Below are 16853 nucleotides of genomic sequence, written 5' to 3'. Positions count from 1 at the left end.
GTTACTGGCGCGCTCGCCGATACCGTCCGTAGGGGTCCTCGGGGTCGAACGGGGCGGGCGCGCTGTTCACGGCGTCCGCGCCGCACTCCGGACACGTAGGAGAGAGCGTGTACACCGGCCGGTCGTGGGTGTCGCGCCACGCCGAACAGACGCGGATGTCCGATTTCATCTATCGAAGAAAACTCGTCGAGTCGGACTACTCGTCCTCGAGTTGGCGGTTGCGGTGGTACTCGCCCTCGCCGCCGAGGCCGTCGATCTCCGCGACCGCGCGGTCCGCTGCGGCCTCGAGTTCCGATTCGGCGGTCTTGTAGTTCGGCGCCTGGACGCGGAGGCGGTACTCGGGCGACCCGACGTACGTCACATCGAGTTCGGCCTCGTCGGGCACGTCTCCGTTCCCCTCGGCGGCCTGCAGCGCCTCCTTCACGTCGTCGACGCCGTCCGCATTCGGCGACGTGAGGCTCACGTAGCCGGTGACGGTGACGTACGGCACGGAGACGTTCTCGCGAGCGGTCTCGACGATGGCGTCCCGCTCGTCGTCCTCGAGGTCGGTGTCCTCGAGTGCGTCGTAGCCGTGGATGGCCGCCTGCTCGAAGCCGTCGTAGAGGCTCCCGAACGAGGCCAGCAGCCCGTTCGTGACGCGGCGGAACTGGTCGTCGGCCATGTCCTCGCCGAACGCGAGCGTGAGCCACTTGTCGGCCTTCTGCTCGTTCTTCCACTCCTGGATGGCGTCCGAGTGCTGGTGGTCGTTGACGTCCTTCAGCGAGAGGTCGATCTGTTGGGCCGACTCGTCGACGTCCAGGACCTTCGCGACGACCGTCTGGTCCTCGTTGACGTGGTCACGGACGTTCTTGATCCAGCCGCTGGCGACCTCGCTGACGTGCACGAGGCCACGCTTGCCCTCGTACTCCTCGAGGTCGACGAACACGCCGAAGTCCTCGATGTCGTCGACCTTCCCGACGACGAGTTCGCCCTCCTCGGGCCAGCCCTCGTACTTCATCTCGCCTCGACGGTCTCGACGACCTCGCCGAGGATGTTGGCCTCACCGCCCGTGGGACGCACGAGCGTCGTCCCGCAGACGGCACAGGCGACCTCGGTAGAGGCCTTCCCGAAGACGGTCTGTTCGTTCTCACAATCCGGACACTCGACTTTGTAGAACTGTCCTGACATCGTTATTCCTGGAGGACGAGACGGCCAGTGCGCCATCCCTCGCGGAGGTGGGCGTTACCGCACTCGCTGCAGCGGTACTTCAGGTCGGTCTTCTTCGTCGGCTTGTTGCCGACCGGCACCTTCGAGAAGCGGCCGTGGTTCCCGATGGAGTGGTTCGCGCGCTTCGTGCGGCGAGCGTCCCACTTCATGCCGGAGGAGCGGCCGCTCCGAACCTTCTCGACCTCGATCTGGTGGTGCTCGTTGCAGAACGGGCAGTAGCTGTTGAATCGGCGTGGCATCTCCATAGGCTAAATCAACTCTGTTGGCAGATGCTTGGCGGTGGTCGTTTAAAATCCGTTTGGTTCGGGTCGGCGACAGCGACTTCCTTCGGGCAACGGTTTCGCCTGCCTTCGGGCAAAGATTGTGCGCCTGCCCGGTGGAGCGTGTACGCCCTCCCCCGCTCGACCACCTCCACGTTCCTCGCAGTCGTCCTCGCGACTGTGCTCGCTCCGCTCGCGTACCTTTTCGACGCGCCGGTCGGTCGGAGCGGCCTTCGAAGCGTTTAATCCGCCCTACTGTGAACCCAGAGGCATGAAGCGCCTCATCATCCACGGCGACCCCGGCGTCCGCCGTGACGCCGTCATCGAGTACGACGGCGAGGAGAAGGTCCTCTTCCAGGTGACGCGGAACGGCGACTGGCACGGCCCCGACGAGGTCCAGTTGTGGTGTGTCATGGGCGACGCCGACGAACTCGAGGACTACGAGACGCGCAACTACGTCCCGCACTTCCTCGACGTCGAGTCCGTCGACGCAGAGGACGTCACCGTGAAGAAGCGCTCGGGCGACCTCGCGGTCTGACGCTCGGTCTGTTCTTCCACGCAGCCTGCTCTTTACACCTGATTCTGCTCGGTCGATTCACTCCGCTTCGTCGGCGTTCGGCGTCTCGACCAGCGCCGTCCGGTTCACCGCGTACACCGTCACCTCGGCGTTCCGGAACGCCGGCTCGATTCCCGGTTCGTCGACCATCTCCGCGACGTCCCAGCGGTTGCGTTCTATCGGGCCGACCCAGATGTACGCCACGTCGTGTTTCCGCAGGAGCGCCGCGCGGGACGACGGGTCCGCAGTCTTGTAGATGACTCGGACGTCGCTGACGCGCGTCTGGTACCCCTCCTCGCTGTGGTAGTTGGCGGCGTGTTGCCACCCCGCGACGGTCGGAATCCCGGTCAGGCTCGACGCCGGGTTCACCCACGAGTAGGTGCTCAGACCCGGCGCAGAGACTATGTGTGGCTGCCCGGGCTTGTCGTTCAGCCACTCGATGGCCTCGGCCTGATGCGGGCGGGTGTCGTGGGCGTACTCCATGCCGTCGATGGTGGCCTCGTCCATGCTCCCGAAGTGGTTGCCCAGCGCCAGGCCGCCGTAGATGGACGTCGAGACGACGAGCACCGCCACGAGCGCTGTCCCAGCGGTCTCCCGGAGTTGCGCGCCGTCCGGCGTCCACGACCTGCTGTGTTCTCGGACGGCCGACTGGCGCTCACCGGCCCTCCACACTCTGGACGCAAACGCCGCGAGCGCTACGCCCGCTGCGACCGACCAGAGCGCCCACACCTGCGCGTACACCTTGAACACGGTGTTGTACCGCTCGAAGCTCGCGGCGTCCGAGAGGTAGACGTACTCCACGAGCACCACGAGGCCGGTGCCCGCGACCACGAGCACGCCCTCGAACCCGATCCGGTCACGCCGGCGCAACAGCCACGCGCCGACGAGCAGTGGGCCGCCGACCGCGACGCCGACGAAGTCGAGGCGGACGCCAGCGACCACGAGGTCGAAGGACGCGGCGATGCCGGCGAACCCGACGACGGCGAGCCCCGCGGCGAGCCAGTCACGCCAGTCGCGGGCCACCCGGGAGACGAGGTACGCGGCGAACGCGACGAGGAAGACACCGTGGATCACCAGGAACGACTCGAGGTGCGAGGGCGCCGGAAGGACCGCCGGGTGCTGGCTGCTCGCCCCGACGAGCAACACACTCACCACGAACGGCCACACGGCCACGAGCGCGAGCGCACCGACGACCACAGCGGCGACGACCGCGAGCAGGATGCGCTGGATCTCGCGGAGCGGGCCGCGGTCGCGTTCCAATCGCGAGGCCACGCGCGCGGGCAGCAGCGTCCGCGGCGGCGCGTCGGCGAGCGCGACCGCGAGCGCAGGAACGCCCAGCGCCGTCGGGAAACTCCACGTGTTCACGGTGAGTATCAGCCCAGCCGCGACGGGTGACGCGACGAACAGCAGGCCGCGGCGCCGCCACCGCCGCTCGGCGGGCGTGCGGTAGTACGCGAGCGAGATGCCGACCACGACGAATAGCACCGCGACGCTCATCATGTGTCCGTGCAGGTCGCCGTTCAGGTACGCGAACAGCGGGAACTCGTTGATGCCGGTTCCGATAACCCTGCTCGCGTGCCACATGTCGAAGGTCTTCGGCGTCGTCGCGAGCGACCAGGCGTCGTTCATCCCCGTGCCCGCGATGAACCCGCGGAGCGCCGTGCTCGCCCCAGCGAGCAGCCGGAGCGGCGTCAGCACGTTGCTCGCGAACCCGAACACGAACGCCGCGAGCGCGCCCGCGCGTACCCGCCGCGAACGCGTGACGACCGCGAGCGCGAACGCCGCGGGCGTCACCAGTATCCACCACGACACGTCGAACGCGACCAGCGCTACCCCGAGCACCGCGCCCGTGACGCCGAGCGCTATCGACGGGCGGACCGCGCGCTCGCCGCCCGTCCAGACTCCCGTCTCTTGGGCTGTTCCACCGTCTGCCTGCGAGCGCTCGCCGTCCGTCTGGGAACGCTCGTCATCTCCCAGCGAACGCTCGCCACCCGCCAGCACCGCCGGCGCGCCGGTGCGTGCCGCGATGGTGCTCGCGAGGCCGTACGCCCCGGTCACCGCCATCGCGTAGAACCCGGCGAGCGCGGGGCTGTACGCGAACCTCCCCTGCGTCCCGGAGAGCATCGCGAGCGCGGCCGTCATCAGGTGGCCGCCGTAGTAGTAGACGACGCGCTCGCCGGCGTACCACATGTCCTGTGGCGGAAGCCGGTCAGCGCGCAGCAGACTCTGTAGCAGGCCGAAATCGAGGAACTTCTCGCCGCCACCCGGGGCGATGCCGTTGCTCGCCGCGCGTATCGCGACGAGAAACGCGAACGCCACCGTGAACACGGCGACGACTTCGGCGTATCGGCGCGCGTCCACGTCGACGCCGTCCCGCGCCAGCCACGCCGACACCGCTATCACGGCGACCGCCACGCCGGCGACCACGAGCGGTCCGAACGCGAAGTGGCCGACCCAGAACAGCGGCACCGTCAACAGCGCGAGCGCGGTCGGTATCGCAAGCGAGGCACCGCTGTCCGGCGCGTCAGGCAGCAGCCGTGAGGTGAACGGAAGCCCCACGAGCAACAGCGCCTGATAGAGCGCCCACCAGCGAACGACGACACCGTACTCCATCGGTGGATACCAGTCAAGCCGCCGCTAAACACTTTCGGGTTCCGTAGCAGGGACAGCCCACACCAGGCCCGAGACCGCCGCTCGCGGCCGCGCCGCCGCCAGCGAATCTCGACAGCCGGCGTCAGACGTTCGGCGTACAATCGGCAGACGGCGGGGGTTCAGTGGCCCGCAGATCGACACAAGGCTTATCTATTCGTTCTGGCTATACGCGAGTATGAACGGGTGGCACTGTGCGATCGTCGACTGCGGGTCGACGTTCGGGACCGTCGAGGCGCTCCTCGCCCACCAGGTCAGCGAACACGGCACTCACGAGTGCGAGGTCTGTGGCGAGGCAGTTCCCGAGGGGTACTTCGCCATCAAACACGGACTCGAGGACCACACTCGCGCGGAGTACGTGCGGGCCTACGACGGCGACGCCGCTGCGATCCGTGAACGCGAATCGGTCCTCTCGGACGTCGCCGACGCCCTCGACACGAACGTACTCGAGGACCTGTTGAGCGACGAGCGCACCGACGCACTCGACACCCCGGAAGCGACCCAGGCCACAACGAGTTAGCGCCCTCACGTCTACTGGCCCCACAGCTGCTTCCCTCACGTCTACCGCCGGTACACCGCAGAGACCCCCGAGGATTCTCGAGAAATCCGACAGGGTTCGACTGTTACTTCGTTCTGACGAACGTCGCCTCCCCGTTCTGTTCGACCGTGATTCGGTACTGCTCGTACGAGAACGTGACCTCGACCTCTGCGCTCGGGTCCGGCGGGTCCGAGAAGATGTGTGAGATGACGTGGTCGATCTGGTTGTACACGGGAGTGAGACTCTCCTCGTTCGTGTCCTCGTGTGACGCGACAATCTCGGCGATCTGGACCGAGGGCTCGTTTCGGGACGTCTCCAACTCGTGGTGAAAGACCTCTTCGTCGCGTGCCTCTGTCATACCATCACGTGCGGCGCCCACGAGGATAAAACCACTCCTTGGTATCCGGTTCGATACCACTCCCAGCACGCCTGATTCCGGGTGGTACGCGGCCACTTTCCTGCGTCGGATGCGCTTTGCGCACCGCTCTCTGCTCCGGCGCTTCGCGCCGTCTGCTCGCGGGCCAACGGCCCGCTCGCATGGGCTAGGGAACCTCCGGTTCCGCACTGTTCGTACGGCCAGCGGAACCGGGGGGTCCGTTCGGCTCGCAAACCGTGGTGAGAAACAGCCTCGCTCGCGAGTGAAACGCCTCGCTTCGTTCGGCGGACAGGCTACCGCTCGTCGGAGTCCAGCACGCGGATCTGGTCGCCGCGGACCGTCACCGGAATCGGGACCGTCGCCTCGTACAGTTCGACGGTGACCTGGTCTTTGCCCTCGTCGATGCGCTGGACCTGGGCCTTCTCGCCCTTGAACGGGCCGGCGATGAGTTCGACGATGTCGCTCTCCGCGATGCCCTCGACGTCCGGCTTCGGGGAGAGGAAGTGCTCGACCTCCGCGATGCCGGACTCGCCGGGGACGAGGCTGCGCGCGTGGGGAATCTCCTCCATCACGCGATTCAGCGCGGCGGTGCCGTCGGCCTCGACCATCACGTAGCTCGTGAGCGCGTCGGGCGCGATGACTGCGTGGATCTCGTCTTCCTCGCGGTTGGCGATCATGCTGGCGACGGTCTGCTCCTGGCTCGCCGTCGTCTTGACTGCGTAGATGCCCATGTTAGAACCCCGTCAGCCCCTCCATCACGAGGAAGATGAGGAAGCCGAGCAGTCCGATGAGCAGGATGCCCGCGCCGGCGATCTTCGAAATCTGGGAGAACTCCTCCCAGGACGGCGTGCTCGCGAGTCTGAGCACGCGGGTGTACGCTGAAAGCTCTAGGGGAACGTCCATGTACGGGGGAATGAGGCGCTCGCATTTTTATCTATTGGAATGCTGGCCAGGAAACCGACTGTGAGCATTCGCGGGCCGAGCGGCTTGAAAAGCCCGAGGGCCGCGATTCACTGCGCGAGCGAAGCGAGCGCAGGAAGTTTTTAGCGTAGCTTTTTGCGAGGAGTGGTTCCCGCAGCGAGCGGCGAAGCCGCGAGCGAGGAAACCCGACGAGTAAAAAGGTCCGACTACTCGACGTAGTCGATGTCCTCGATTTCGCTGCCGCTGTCGTCGTCCTCGGGTTCCGGCTGGGTGTCGTCGGTGCGGCCGTAGATCTGGGGGGAGTCGACGCCGGTGACGACGACCATGGTGCGCATCTCACCGTCGAGTTCCTCGTCGATGCTGGTGCCCCAGATGATGCGGGCGTCGGGGTCGATGCGGTCGTAGAGCTGTTCGACGACGCCCTCGGCCTCCTCGATGCTCATGTCCGGGCCGCCGGTGACGTTGATGAGCGCGGAGTTCGCGGAGCCGATCTCGACGTCGAGCAGCGGGGAGCGCAGCGCGTCCTTGATGGAGTCCGCGGCCTTCGCGTCGGAGTTGGCTTCGCCGAGACCGATCATGGCGACGCCGCCTTTCTCCATGACGGTGCGAACGTCGGCGAAGTCGAGGTTGACGAGGCCGGGCTTGGTGATGAGTTCGGTGATGCCCTTCACGGAGCGCATCAGGACCTCGTCGGAGATCTTGAACGCCTGGCGGACGGGGAGTTTGCCGACGGAGTCGAGCAGGCGGTCGTTCGGCACGACGATGACGGTGTCGGCGACATCGCGGAGGCGCTCGAGGCCGGCTTCGGCGTTGGTTCGCCGGACTTCGCCCTCGGCGGTGAACGGCGTAGTGACGATGGCGATGGTGAGCGCGCCCTCCTCTTTGGCGGCCTTCGCGACGACGGGTGCGGAGCCGGTGCCGGTGCCACCGCCGAGACCGGCGGTGACGAACACCATGTCCGAGCCCTGGATGGCGTCCCGAATCTCGTCCTGAGATTCGAGGGCGGCCTCCTCACCGACCTGCGGAAGCGAGCCGGCGCCGCGTCCCTGGGTCTTCTGCTGGCCCATGAGGATCTTGGTGCCGGCCTCGATCTCGACGAGATGCTGGACGTCGGTGTTCGCGGCGACGAGGTCGGCGCCGTGGATGCCCTCCGTGGCCATCCGATTGACAGTGTTCGAGCCGGCGCCGCCACAGCCGACCACGGTGATGCTGGTCTGGAGTTCCTGGAGGACGTCCTCGAGTTCGTCGTCGGTCATCGTCCCGGTCGGGACGGCGGACCCCTCGGACGGGACGTCACCCGCCTCGGAAGCCGAGTCTTCGGCATCCTCGGCCTCGTCGATGGCGTCCTCTACAATCGAGTCCATTGTTGCCTAACGGGTATCGGGTGAGGCTTAATTACCTTTCCCCTCCGCGTCGGACGGGCGGCGCACGCGCTCACGCGCACGCTCGCGGACCCCGACCGAAACCGAGACCGTCTCGGTTCTGGACACGTCGACCGGGTGAACGGTCTCGCCGTCGACGTCGACCGACTCGCCGTTCGCGAGCCGGCCGAACGCCGGGCCTTCTGGCACTCCGCGGTCGGCTGCGGCCGCCGGGTCGAGGACGGTTCGTTCCGCGATAAGCCTGTCATCTTCGCGGGTAACGTCGTATTTCCGTTCGAGTAGGGACGCCGTTCGGCCGACGAACGACTGGTAGGCGTCGTCGTCAACGAACGCCGCGCGAGTGCCGAGTCGGCTACCGTTTTCCTCGGTCTCGGCTGCGAGCGCGGTTCCGAGCGCGGCGGCGACGGCGTCCGCTGCGTCCACGGCGTTGGCGGCGTCTACCAGTGTCTCGGGAAGGTCGACGAGCACGTAGTCCGCGTCGGCGGCGGCGTCGCTGGCTGGACCACCGAACCGCAGGCCATCGTCCACGGAGCAGAGGTCGGTTTCGAGCGCGTCAGCGAGGGGAAGAGGGACGCCGCTGGTCTCCCGTACCCAGGTCTCGCTCACGACGTCGTACCCGAGGTCTTCGACGACGGCTTCCAGTTTGGGCACCTCCCCGTCATCGGACGGAGTCCGATTGGCAGAGGGACTTCGTCCCTCCCCGTCCACGACCGCGCGGGTGGCGTCGCTCGCTGTGAACATCTGGTCGACCACGTCCCGGTGTTGTTCGGGGTCGCCGAGGTCCGTGAGACACCAGTCGGCGGCGACGTGGCCGACCGCCCACTCCGTCTCGCGCAAGATTCTGGTCGGGCGGGGCGCGTAGTGGCCGCCGCCGAACGCCACGACCGTCCGATCGGTCCGGGCGTCGACGCCTGCGAGGTCGAGCACCGCGCTCGCCACGGCGCGCGCTCCCTCGGGGTCCGCCCACTCGTCTTCGCCGCTACCGAGTTCGACGAACATCGACGGCGCGCCGACGTCCGTCGGTCCGTGGTGCGTGCACTCAATCCCGACGTCGTACCCCTCCGGCGCGTGGTCGGCGAGCGCGGCGACGACGCGGCGGTGGGCGTTCGGGCAGGCGAGCGCGAGGTCCCGGTCTCTGCCGCCATGCTCGGCGGCGCCGAAGTTGCCGGTGAAGTGCGCGGTGAGCAGCGGCCCGGTGTCGCCGGCGTGCCGGGAGACAAACACGAGGAACTCGACGTCCGAGAACGAGTCAGCGACGCGTTCGAGGTCGAGGTGGAGGTCCTCGAACGTCCGCAACTCGAAGTCCGTGGACCGGTAGCACGCCTCCGACTGGGGCGTTGCTGCCGGGTCGGTGTCCTGGTCGACGCGCTCGAAGTCCCCGAGTTCGAGCAGATGCTCGGCGATGTGGACGGACGCGCTGTCGGCGTTACTCGCTACGATACCGATCACAGACATCGGTAGGGAGTGCGCGGTAAAACAGGTGTGGAAACTGGACTGCGCTCAGTCCGAGTGCTTGCTCGGCTGTCCGGAGCCCATCGCGTCGCGTGCGTCGCCTGCCGCCGTCCGGAAGAGGGCCTGGAGCTGCTGGCGGCGGGAGACCAGCAGCGCGGCGCCGAGCACGATGTAGAGGACCGTGTACGCGTAGAGGATGAGGATGCTGATTTCGGTGGCGCGGGCCTCGCTCGCGGTGGTGACGATGACGTAGTACTCGGCGACGACCTGGGTCACGAACAGCACGAGCAGCGTCGCCGCCTCCCGGAGGCTGATCTTGAAGTTCGTGAGGATGGCGATGGCGAAGAAGCTCTGCGCGGCCGTGATCCAGATTTCGGCCGTCTGCTTGTGGTCGAAGGGGAGCGTGCCGACGTAGCCCGCGGCGATGCTGTAGACGACCGCGAGCGTCCCGATGAGCAGCGTCCACTGGTTGAGCTTCGAGGAGATGAGCGCGTTGAACCCTGCCGTCGACCGCGCCTTGTTCACGAGATAGGCGACGACGATGAGTTCGGGGCTCTCGGACGCCAGCGGCGCGATCCACTGGATCATGAAGAACGGCGGGACGCCAGCGGCCTGCCCGAGCGCCTCGAGGCCGGTCGCGAACGGGTGGACGGCGGTGAAGATCATCGCGCCGGAGTACGCGAACAGCGAGAGGACGGTGGCGATGCGTTTCGGTCTCGAGAACGCCTGGAGGTAGGCGGGAACGCCGACCTGGTCCTCGTGTTCCTCCACGTCGCCGCGGATGATGATGGAGATGTACGCCAGGTAGAGGCCGACGAGAACGATGGTGTCGACGATGCCGATACCGCCCATGAACGGTACGAAGAAGGCGTACACGGTGGCGGCGAGCAGGAACACGATTTCGGTGCCGATGTCGTGGTCGAGGTGGACGCGACTCGCGAGGAAGCCGTCCTTGTGTTCGACGGACGAATCACGGGTGCGCTTGGCCTGGTAGACGGTGAAGATGGCGATGCCGGACCACCCGAGGCCGATGAGGATTCGGTTCGCGCCGGTCATGTTCGCGACCGCGAGGTTCGCCGCCTCCATGCCGCGCGCTGTGCCGACGTTCGCGCCGGCAGTCCACGCGTACAGCGCGTCGACGGCGTACTCGGGCGCGACGGCGAGCACCGCAAGCACGGCGAGCGCGAACGCCCGCGGGACGTCCTTTTCGGCGGTCTCGGCGCCCCACGCGAGCAGGAACGACGCGCCGAGTACGGCAATGCCGCTCACCGCGACGGTCGCGAGGTGGCTGAGATGGTGGGCGTGTGGTCCGCCGGTCAACTCGATGACGACCCACGGAATTGTCAACAGCACAGCGAACGCGAGCGCTGTGAGCGGGTGCTGAAGCCGGTCGGTTATCATGGCTTAACGGTCCGGGATGTCGAACCTAACGTTTGTGGTTTCGCGGGAAAACGTGTCGGTAGAGAACAAGTTTCGGCGGTGGCAGCGTCCCGGTGTCGTGTGACCACTCGAACCAGTGAGTCGTGCTGTCGGCCGCTCGGGGTCACCGCCTGCCGTTCGATCGAACGCGACCCGGGAGGCAACCAGTTATGGGTGTTCGGCCGATAGCGGGGTGCATGCAGGTGTTCGGACTCGTCGGCAACCCGGTGAGTCACTCACTCTCGCCGCCGATGCACGAGGCGGCCTACGAGGAAGTGGGGCTAGACGCGCGGTACGTCACGTTCGAACCGTCGCGGGACGAACTCGCGGCCGCTCTCCGGGGGGCCGACGCGCTCGGCGTCGCCGGACTCAACGTCACGGCGCCGTTCAAGCAGGACGTCCGTTCCCTCGTGTCGATGGACGACCTCGCGGCGCGCATCGGCGCGGTGAACACCGTCGACTTCTCGGGCGACGAACCGACCGGCCACAACACCGACGCAGCGGGCGTTCGGCGAGCGTTCACGCACCACGACGTCGCGCTCGACGGACAGAGTGCAGTCGTGGTGGGCGCGGGCGGCGCGGGTCGGTCGGCGGCGTTCGCGCTGGGCGAGGAGTGTAACCATCTCTGTGTCGCGAACCGGACGGTCGCGCGCGCCGAGGAACTCGCCGACGACGTGGGAAGGCAGACTGACGCGACGACGAGTTCGTGTTCGCTCGACGACCTTCCCGACGCGCTCGCCGACGCCGACGTGCTCGTGAACGCGACGAGCGTCGGCATGGGGGAGGACCGCTCACCGGTTCCGTCAGACGCGCTCCATCCGGAACTGGCAGTGCTGGACGCGGTGTACGAACCGCTTGAGACGCGACTCCTCCAAGATGCCCGGGCAGCGGGGGCGACCACAATCGACGGGGCGTGGATGCTGCTGTACCAGGGCGTCGAGGCCTTCGAAGTGTGGTTCGATGATTCCGCACCAGTGACCGTGATGAACCGGGCGCTCCGGGCACGGCTTTAAGTACGGGCAGTTGATAGAGGTGAGTAATGGGACTGCTCTCGAAACTCAAGTCGCTGCTCGGCGCGGGCGACGACGGCCGGCGCGGCGGCAGCGTCGACGTGACGGTAGAGCGCGACCCCGATTCGGACTCCGAGCCCGCGGCAGAGGCCCCGGCGTCCGCCGCGGGAAGCGAGACGGAATCGGTGACTGACGAGGGCGAGACAGCGTCAGTCACCGACGAACGCAGCGCCAAGTCAGGTACCGGCGAACACGACACTGGGTCGGACGCCGAGCACGGCGCGAAATCGGCTACCGAGGACGAGGAATCGGCCGCCAAAGAGACCGACGCGTCCGCGTCCACGGAGTCGATGGTCGACGAAGAACACGCAGACGACCCGACGCGCGCTGCCGAACCGAGCGAGACAGGCATCGCTGACGTCGACAAATCCACCGACGAACCCGTCGACGAAGACGAACCGCCCGCCGACACAGGGGAGACGGACGACGCCGAAGAGACGATGTCCGGCACTGACGCAGAGTCCACCACCGACGCGGAGTCCGACACGGGGTCGGACGCCACCGACGTCGAGGACGCCGACGAGTCCGTCGACACTGTGAAGGGAATCGGGCCGGCGTACGCGGACCGCCTCCGCGACGCCGGCGTCGAAACGGTCGGTGACCTCGCCACAGCCGACCCCGAAGAACTCGCCGACCGCGTCGACCTCTCGCCAAAGCGCGTCGGCCGATGGGTCGACAGCGCGAACGACAGATAGTCGCCAGGGCGACCGACGGGAACGCCATCTCACTCGCAGTGAGAACGTTCGTCTCCCCCGCAGTGGCCTCGCAGACACGTAACGAACGCCGAACAGCGACGCTCCGACACGGAATCCATCGTTCGACCGTGTCCCGGCGATTCATCGCTTCTGCGCTTTCCAAGCCGTTTCCGCTCGATGCCCGGTGGAATTATCACGGGGGCGCCCAAGCCACGAACGATGGAGTTGGTCGACGAGGCCGGACCCAACCAGAACGCCCCACCGGACAGCGCGCCGGCCGCCGGCTTCCGCGATGACGCCGTCCACGCCGGGTACACACAGACGACGCGACACCCACTCGACTCATGCAGTACCACGTAAACGGTGACCTCGTAGACGCCGACGACGCGACCGTGAGCGTCCGCGACCGCGGATTCCAGTACGGCGACGCCGCCTTCGAGACGCTGCGCGCGTACGGCGGCCAGGTGTTCGCGTGGAGCGCCCACCAGCGCCGCCTCGAAGCCACCTGCGACGCGCTCTCCCTCGACCACGACCTCTCCGGACGCGACCTCCGCGAGCGCGTCCACGAGACCCTCGCCGCGAACGGCCTCGCGGAAGCCGCCGTCCGCCTCACCATCACGCGCGGCGAATCGAGCGGCCTCACCCCAACCGACGACGCCGACCCGACCGTCGTCGTCGTCGCCGAACCCCTCCCGCGCGGCGGCCTCGACGGCGAACGTGTCTGGGACGCTCCCGCAACCGCGCGCACCGTCGACGCCCAGCACGTCCCCGAAGCCACTGTCCCCGCGGTCGCCAAGACCCACAACCGCCTCGACGGCGTCCTCGCACGCATCGACGCCGGCGACGCCGACGAAGCCATCACGTTCGACGCCGATGGCCACGTTACCGAGGGCACCACCAGCAACGTCTTCTTCGTCGACGACGGCGTCCTCCACACCCCCAGCCTCGACCTCCCCGTCCACCCCGGCATCACGCGCTGGGCCGTCACCGAACTCGCTGACGACCTCGACATCCCGGTCGAAGAAGGCCACTACCGGCCCGAAGACCTCCGGGGCGCCGACGAACTCTTCCTCACCAACACCACCTGGGAAGTCCGCCCCGTCGCCCACCTCGACGGCGCCACCTACGACACCTGCAAAGTGGGCGTCCGCCTCGCCCGCGCGTTCGCCGACGTCGTCGAAGCCAGCCACTATTAGCGACCTTTTGCGCTGCGTGAGGCGCGCTTGGCGCGCCTCATCTGCTCACGGCGCACAGCGCCGTTCCCATGGTTAGCGGGACCGGAGGTCCCGCTCAACTCGGCAAAAGCTCGGCCAAAAGCACTCCTCCTTCGGTTCGCTCGCTGCACTCGCTCCCCTCAGTCGTCGGCCCGCGCTCACTCGCTCACGGCACTTCGTGCCGTTCGCGCATTCCGAGGCGCGTAGCGCCTCGCGACGTTCCCAGAGTGAACCGGCGACCTGCCGGGGCCTCCGGCCTGCTCGGTCGCCGGATGCCTGGCGCTGCTAAGTGGCCGATCTCGTTCCGGTGCGTTCAAACGCGCTCGTCGGATACGTCGGGACCAATGGAGGACGACGAGCGCATCGCCGCAGTCGAGGACGTGCCCGCCGACGGGTCGTTTCTGTTCACTGTCTCGGCCGACGGCGAGGAGCGCGAGGCGATTCTCGTCCGACTCTCGGACGGAACCATTGCCGGGTGGCTCAACTACTGCATGCACTGGACCGACGTCGCGCTCGACACCGGTGACGGCGCGCCGACGCGCGACGGCGAACTCGTCTGCCGGAAGCACGCCGCGACCTTCGAGAAGGACTCGGGCGTCTGCACGCACGGCCCCTGCGAGGGCGCTCGACTCGACCCCGTCGAGATTGTCGTCGAGGACGGCGACGTCTACCTCGCCGACGCGGACTACGAGTTCGTAGCGGCGGGTGTCGAAGACGACGACCCCGTCGACCTCTCTACGTCCCCCGGGTCGCGGATCGGCTTCTGAAGCACAGCGACCTGTGTCGCCTCTCGGCCGTACTGCTGTGACTCACTCCACGACGAACGCCGGTTCCTCGATGCCCTCGTGCTTGCACTCCGGGCACCGCGACGGGACGTTCACGGGGTCGTCGAAGTCGTCGAACCCGCACTCACGACACGCCGGCGGGCGAACCAGCAACGCCTCGTCAGTGCCGTCGAGTGTTTCCGAGAGGTGGGTGACGTGTGTCAGGACGGTCCCGCGCGCGATTTCGAACTCGCCCGCGAGCCCGCTCGGCGTGTCCGGGCGCTCGCGGAGCGCGTCCAGAATCCGGCGTCGAGTCGTCTGCTCGTCCATGTCCTACGGTTCGGTGCTGTATGAAAAAGGACTTATCGGACGACGTGGACGGTGGTAGCATGAAGGCAGTCGTGCTTGCTGGCGGTTACGCCACGCGACTCTGGCCGGTCACGCGACACCGGCCGAAGATGTTCCTCCCGGTCGGGGACACCACCGTCATCGACCGTATCTTCGAGGAGTTGGAATCCGACGACCGGTTCGACGAGGTGTTCGTCTCCACGAACGAGCGGTTCGCCGAGGACTTCGAGTCCTACATCGCGGACAGCGACTTCGAGAAGCTCACGCTCACCGTCGAAGACACTACCGAGGAAGACGAGAAGTTCGGCGTCGTCGGCGCGCTCGCCCAACTCGTCGACCGCGAGAACGTCGACGACGACCTCCTCGTCGTCGCGGGCGACAACCTCATCAGCTTCGACATCTCGGAGTTCGTGGACTTCTTCGAGGCCAAAGACAGCCCCACGCTCGCCGCCTACGACGTCGGCAGCCACGAGCGCGCGAAGTCCTACGGGCTCGTCGAACTCGACGGCGACGAAGTCGTGGACTTCCAGGAGAAACCCGAGAACCCCAAGAGCACCCTCGTCTCTATCGCGTGCTACGCGTTCCCCCGGGAGACGGTGCCCGACCTCCACACGTACCTCGAGGAAGGCCAAAACCCCGACGAACCTGGCTGGTTCCTCCAGTGGCTGCAGGCCCGCCAGTCCGTCCACGCGTTCACGTTCGACGACGCGTGGTTCGACATCGGCACGCCCGAATCCTACCTCGAGGCCGTCGCGTGGACCCTCGACGGCGAGAGCGTCGTCAGCGACGACGCCGTCGTCGAGAACACCACCATCGGCGAGAACGTCCACGTGATGGCGGGCGCGGAACTCGTCAACTCCAGCGTCGACAACTCCATCATCTTCCCGGACGCCACGCTCCGGGACTGTGACGTCCGTGACTCCATCATCGACGAGAAGACGCGACTCGAGAACATCGACTTCTCCGGCGCGCTCATCGGCGCGCACACCACTATCTCGAACGGGCGTTAGTTCGTACCTTTTTGCTGCACTCACTCGGCCGCTGGCGCGGCCTCGTTCGTTGGCAAAAAGCTACGACAAAAAGCCGTCGCGGCTCCCGTCGCGCCCTCCGGGCGCGGTGGTCGCCACTCGGCCCGCTCGCTCACTGTGTTCGCTCGCGGTGAGTCGACTACCTCCGTTCAGCGACCGTGCACCGCTACCGCTCCGCTACTGCGACCATTCCACTACTGCTACTCCGCGAGTCGCGCGTCCGTAATCTCGACGTGACCGCGGTCCCCCTCCCACACCGTGTCGTACTCCAGTTCGATTCGTCGCTCCATGTGCGGCCCGTCGGTCACCATCGTCTCGAACTCCCCGCCCTCGCCGAGCACGTGGACGCCGTACTCGTCGTGCAGCGCCTCGAGTTCGTCGAACACCTCGTAGTCGAGCGTGCGCCCGAGCCACGACTCGTCGAGGCCGTACGCCGCCACCTGGACGATCTGAATCTCGAAGCCGGCGTCGAGCATGTCGGCGGCGAGCGCGCGCGGGTCGCGCTGCCAGAGCGGCGCGAACAACTCACAGTTAAGGCGCTCGCACATCGCCTCGATGCGGGACGTCTGGAACTCGCTTTCGACGGCGCCGGCGGTCACGCCCGCGATACCCCCTGGCAGGTCGTCGTCCAGGTCGGCCAGCGCCGCCTCCAGCGGTTCGAGTTCGCTGTCCCCCTGTTCGCTCGCATCGACGGCGTCGCTCGCGCCGAACGCCCCGGGTTCGACGTCGACGAGCGGGATGCCCACGCTCTCCGATGCGAGGTCCGCGAGTCGCGTCGCCGGCACGTGGTACATGTACGAATCGCCCTCCGGGTGAACCGTCACGAGACGGTCCACGTCGAACCCCTCCTCGAGCGCGCGGTAGAGCGCCCACGAGGAGTCCTTCCCACCGGAGAACAGGCTCACCCACTGTCCGTCGGTCATACGTGTCGTTGTGCGCCGGCGTTGAAAGGCGTCACTCTTCGAGCAGCGTGTG

Annotated in this window: 20 protein-coding genes; 7 read left to right on the top strand and 13 right to left on the bottom strand. The window is 67.2% G+C overall.

The features are described from left to right. Position 1 precedes the first annotated feature (1 nt). Genes LT970_RS02985 through LT970_RS02970 form a run of 4 tightly spaced genes read right to left on the bottom strand, consistent with a single transcriptional unit; the run spans position 2 to position 1451 of the window. Positions 2–169 carry an RNA-protein complex protein Nop10 gene (locus tag LT970_RS02985; protein ID WP_232687486.1) on the bottom strand — a complete coding sequence of 56 codons (168 nt, stop codon included), beginning with the start codon at positions 167–169 and terminating at the stop codon, positions 2–4. Between the two features lie 27 nt (positions 170–196). Then, positions 197–997, bottom strand: a complete 801-nt coding sequence (locus tag LT970_RS02980; RefSeq protein ID WP_232687485.1) for a translation initiation factor IF-2 subunit alpha — start codon at positions 995–997, stop codon at positions 197–199. Then, positions 994–1167 carry a 30S ribosomal protein S27e gene (locus LT970_RS02975; RefSeq protein ID WP_232687484.1) on the bottom strand — a complete coding sequence of 58 codons (174 nt, stop codon included), beginning with the start codon at positions 1165–1167 and terminating at the stop codon, positions 994–996. Before LT970_RS02975 ends, LT970_RS02980 begins: the two co-directional genes overlap by 4 nt. Positions 1168–1169: 2 nt before the next feature. Next, positions 1170–1451 (bottom strand): 50S ribosomal protein L44e, encoded by a 282-nt coding sequence (locus LT970_RS02970; RefSeq protein ID WP_232687483.1) that lies wholly within the window; start codon positions 1449–1451, stop codon positions 1170–1172. 286 nt (positions 1452–1737) lie between these two features. Between LT970_RS02970 and LT970_RS02965 the strand changes: the two genes are divergently transcribed. Continuing rightward, entirely contained in the window at positions 1738–2004 is a 267-nt protein-coding gene (locus LT970_RS02965) for an HAH_0734 family protein (protein ID WP_232687482.1), read from the top strand. 57 nt (positions 2005–2061) lie between these two features. Here LT970_RS02965 and LT970_RS02960 read toward each other — a convergent pair whose 3' ends face one another. After that, positions 2062–4635: a DUF2298 domain-containing protein gene (locus tag LT970_RS02960; RefSeq protein ID WP_232687481.1), complete on the bottom strand. Its 2574-nt coding sequence runs from the start codon at positions 4633–4635 to the stop codon at positions 2062–2064. 214 nt (positions 4636–4849) lie between these two features. On the opposite strand from LT970_RS02960, the gene LT970_RS02955 reads away from it, so the two are divergent. Further along, on the top strand, positions 4850–5191 hold the full coding sequence (locus tag LT970_RS02955) for a DUF7565 family protein (protein WP_232687480.1): 342 nt from the start codon (positions 4850–4852) through the stop codon (positions 5189–5191). 103 nt (positions 5192–5294) lie between these two features. On the opposite strand, the gene LT970_RS02950 is transcribed toward LT970_RS02955, so the two are convergent. The 6 genes from LT970_RS02950 to LT970_RS02925 all read right to left on the bottom strand — a co-directional run bounded on the left by LT970_RS02950 (position 5295) and on the right by LT970_RS02925 (position 10738). Beyond that, positions 5295–5567 carry a HalOD1 output domain-containing protein gene (locus LT970_RS02950; RefSeq protein WP_232687479.1) on the bottom strand — a complete coding sequence of 91 codons (273 nt, stop codon included), beginning with the start codon at positions 5565–5567 and terminating at the stop codon, positions 5295–5297. Positions 5568–5878: 311 nt separating this feature from the next. Then, complete coding sequence (locus LT970_RS02945; protein WP_232687478.1) at positions 5879–6316, bottom strand: transcription elongation factor Spt5; 438 nt, start codon at positions 6314–6316, stop codon at positions 5879–5881. Position 6317: 1 nt separating this feature from the next. Continuing rightward, positions 6318–6488 (bottom strand): protein translocase SEC61 complex subunit gamma, encoded by a 171-nt coding sequence (locus LT970_RS02940; RefSeq protein ID WP_232687477.1) that lies wholly within the window; start codon positions 6486–6488, stop codon positions 6318–6320. A 224-nt stretch (positions 6489–6712) separates the two neighbouring features. Further along, positions 6713–7870 carry a cell division protein FtsZ gene (gene ftsZ, locus LT970_RS02935; RefSeq protein ID WP_232687476.1) on the bottom strand — a complete coding sequence of 386 codons (1158 nt, stop codon included), beginning with the start codon at positions 7868–7870 and terminating at the stop codon, positions 6713–6715. 27 nt (positions 7871–7897) lie between these two features. Continuing rightward, positions 7898–9337, bottom strand: coding sequence for a D-aminoacyl-tRNA deacylase (locus LT970_RS02930; RefSeq protein WP_232687475.1), 1440 nt, complete (start codon positions 9335–9337; stop codon positions 7898–7900). A gap of 51 nt (positions 9338–9388) precedes the next feature. Next, positions 9389–10738 (bottom strand): sodium:calcium antiporter, encoded by a 1350-nt coding sequence (locus tag LT970_RS02925; protein ID WP_349292249.1) that lies wholly within the window; start codon positions 10736–10738, stop codon positions 9389–9391. Between the two features lie 218 nt (positions 10739–10956). Between LT970_RS02925 and LT970_RS02920 the strand changes: the two genes are divergently transcribed. The 4 genes from LT970_RS02920 (at position 10957) to LT970_RS02905 (ending at position 14505) form a co-directional block, all read left to right on the top strand. Further along, positions 10957–11772, top strand: coding sequence for a shikimate dehydrogenase (locus LT970_RS02920; protein WP_232687473.1), 816 nt, complete (start codon positions 10957–10959; stop codon positions 11770–11772). A gap of 26 nt (positions 11773–11798) precedes the next feature. Next, complete coding sequence (locus LT970_RS14610) at positions 11799–12524, top strand: helix-hairpin-helix domain-containing protein (RefSeq protein ID WP_269785475.1); 726 nt, start codon at positions 11799–11801, stop codon at positions 12522–12524. 344 nt (positions 12525–12868) lie between these two features. After that, a complete protein-coding gene (locus LT970_RS02910) occupies positions 12869–13720 on the top strand; it encodes an aminotransferase class IV (RefSeq protein ID WP_232687472.1) in 852 nt (283 codons plus the stop codon). A 362-nt stretch (positions 13721–14082) separates the two neighbouring features. Continuing rightward, positions 14083–14505 carry a Rieske (2Fe-2S) protein gene (locus tag LT970_RS02905; RefSeq protein WP_232687471.1) on the top strand — a complete coding sequence of 141 codons (423 nt, stop codon included), beginning with the start codon at positions 14083–14085 and terminating at the stop codon, positions 14503–14505. Between the two features lie 42 nt (positions 14506–14547). Here the strand turns inward: LT970_RS02905 and LT970_RS02900 are convergent, their stop codons facing one another. Then, a complete protein-coding gene (locus LT970_RS02900) occupies positions 14548–14832 on the bottom strand; it encodes a transcriptional regulator (protein ID WP_232687470.1) in 285 nt (94 codons plus the stop codon). Positions 14833–14891: 59 nt separating this feature from the next. On the opposite strand from LT970_RS02900, the gene LT970_RS02895 reads away from it, so the two are divergent. Continuing rightward, positions 14892–15860 carry a nucleotidyltransferase family protein gene (locus tag LT970_RS02895; RefSeq protein ID WP_232688670.1) on the top strand — a complete coding sequence of 323 codons (969 nt, stop codon included), beginning with the start codon at positions 14892–14894 and terminating at the stop codon, positions 15858–15860. Positions 15861–16078: 218 nt separating this feature from the next. Here LT970_RS02895 and LT970_RS02890 read toward each other — a convergent pair whose 3' ends face one another. Further along, the gene (locus LT970_RS02890) at positions 16079–16801 is read right to left on the bottom strand and encodes a diphthine--ammonia ligase (RefSeq protein WP_232687469.1); all 723 of its coding nucleotides are present in this window, start codon (positions 16799–16801) and stop codon (positions 16079–16081) included. Positions 16802–16853 lie beyond the last annotated feature (52 nt).

This window comes from Halobacterium zhouii (assembly GCF_021249405.1).
In the GTDB taxonomy this organism is placed as follows: domain Archaea; phylum Halobacteriota; class Halobacteria; order Halobacteriales; family Halobacteriaceae; genus Halobacterium; species Halobacterium zhouii.
Note: the sequence above shows the minus strand (reverse complement) of the source record. Positions and strands in the feature narration are given on the sequence as shown.

Coding starts and splice junctions, on each gene's coding strand:
- LT970_RS02985 (WP_232687486.1), bottom strand. CDS start 169: ATGAAATCGGACATCCGCGTCTGTTCGGCGTGGCGCGACACCCACGAC.
- LT970_RS02980 (WP_232687485.1), bottom strand. CDS start 997: ATGAAGTACGAGGGCTGGCCCGAGGAGGGCGAACTCGTCGTCGGGAAG.
- LT970_RS02975 (WP_232687484.1), bottom strand. CDS start 1,167: ATGTCAGGACAGTTCTACAAAGTCGAGTGTCCGGATTGTGAGAACGAA.
- LT970_RS02970 (WP_232687483.1), bottom strand. CDS start 1,451: ATGGAGATGCCACGCCGATTCAACAGCTACTGCCCGTTCTGCAACGAG.
- LT970_RS02965 (WP_232687482.1), top strand. CDS start 1,738: ATGAAGCGCCTCATCATCCACGGCGACCCCGGCGTCCGCCGTGACGCC.
- LT970_RS02960 (WP_232687481.1), bottom strand. CDS start 4,635: ATGGAGTACGGTGTCGTCGTTCGCTGGTGGGCGCTCTATCAGGCGCTG.
- LT970_RS02955 (WP_232687480.1), top strand. CDS start 4,850: ATGAACGGGTGGCACTGTGCGATCGTCGACTGCGGGTCGACGTTCGGG.
- LT970_RS02950 (WP_232687479.1), bottom strand. CDS start 5,567: ATGACAGAGGCACGCGACGAAGAGGTCTTTCACCACGAGTTGGAGACG.
- LT970_RS02945 (WP_232687478.1), bottom strand. CDS start 6,316: ATGGGCATCTACGCAGTCAAGACGACGGCGAGCCAGGAGCAGACCGTC.
- LT970_RS02940 (WP_232687477.1), bottom strand. CDS start 6,488: ATGGACGTTCCCCTAGAGCTTTCAGCGTACACCCGCGTGCTCAGACTC.
- ftsZ (WP_232687476.1), bottom strand. CDS start 7,870: ATGGACTCGATTGTAGAGGACGCCATCGACGAGGCCGAGGATGCCGAA.
- LT970_RS02920 (WP_232687473.1), top strand. CDS start 10,957: ATGCAGGTGTTCGGACTCGTCGGCAACCCGGTGAGTCACTCACTCTCG.
- LT970_RS14610 (WP_269785475.1), top strand. CDS start 11,799: ATGGGACTGCTCTCGAAACTCAAGTCGCTGCTCGGCGCGGGCGACGAC.
- LT970_RS02910 (WP_232687472.1), top strand. CDS start 12,869: ATGCAGTACCACGTAAACGGTGACCTCGTAGACGCCGACGACGCGACC.
- LT970_RS02905 (WP_232687471.1), top strand. CDS start 14,083: ATGGAGGACGACGAGCGCATCGCCGCAGTCGAGGACGTGCCCGCCGAC.
- LT970_RS02900 (WP_232687470.1), bottom strand. CDS start 14,832: ATGGACGAGCAGACGACTCGACGCCGGATTCTGGACGCGCTCCGCGAG.
- LT970_RS02895 (WP_232688670.1), top strand. CDS start 14,892: ATGAAGGCAGTCGTGCTTGCTGGCGGTTACGCCACGCGACTCTGGCCG.
- LT970_RS02890 (WP_232687469.1), bottom strand. CDS start 16,801: ATGACCGACGGACAGTGGGTGAGCCTGTTCTCCGGTGGGAAGGACTCC.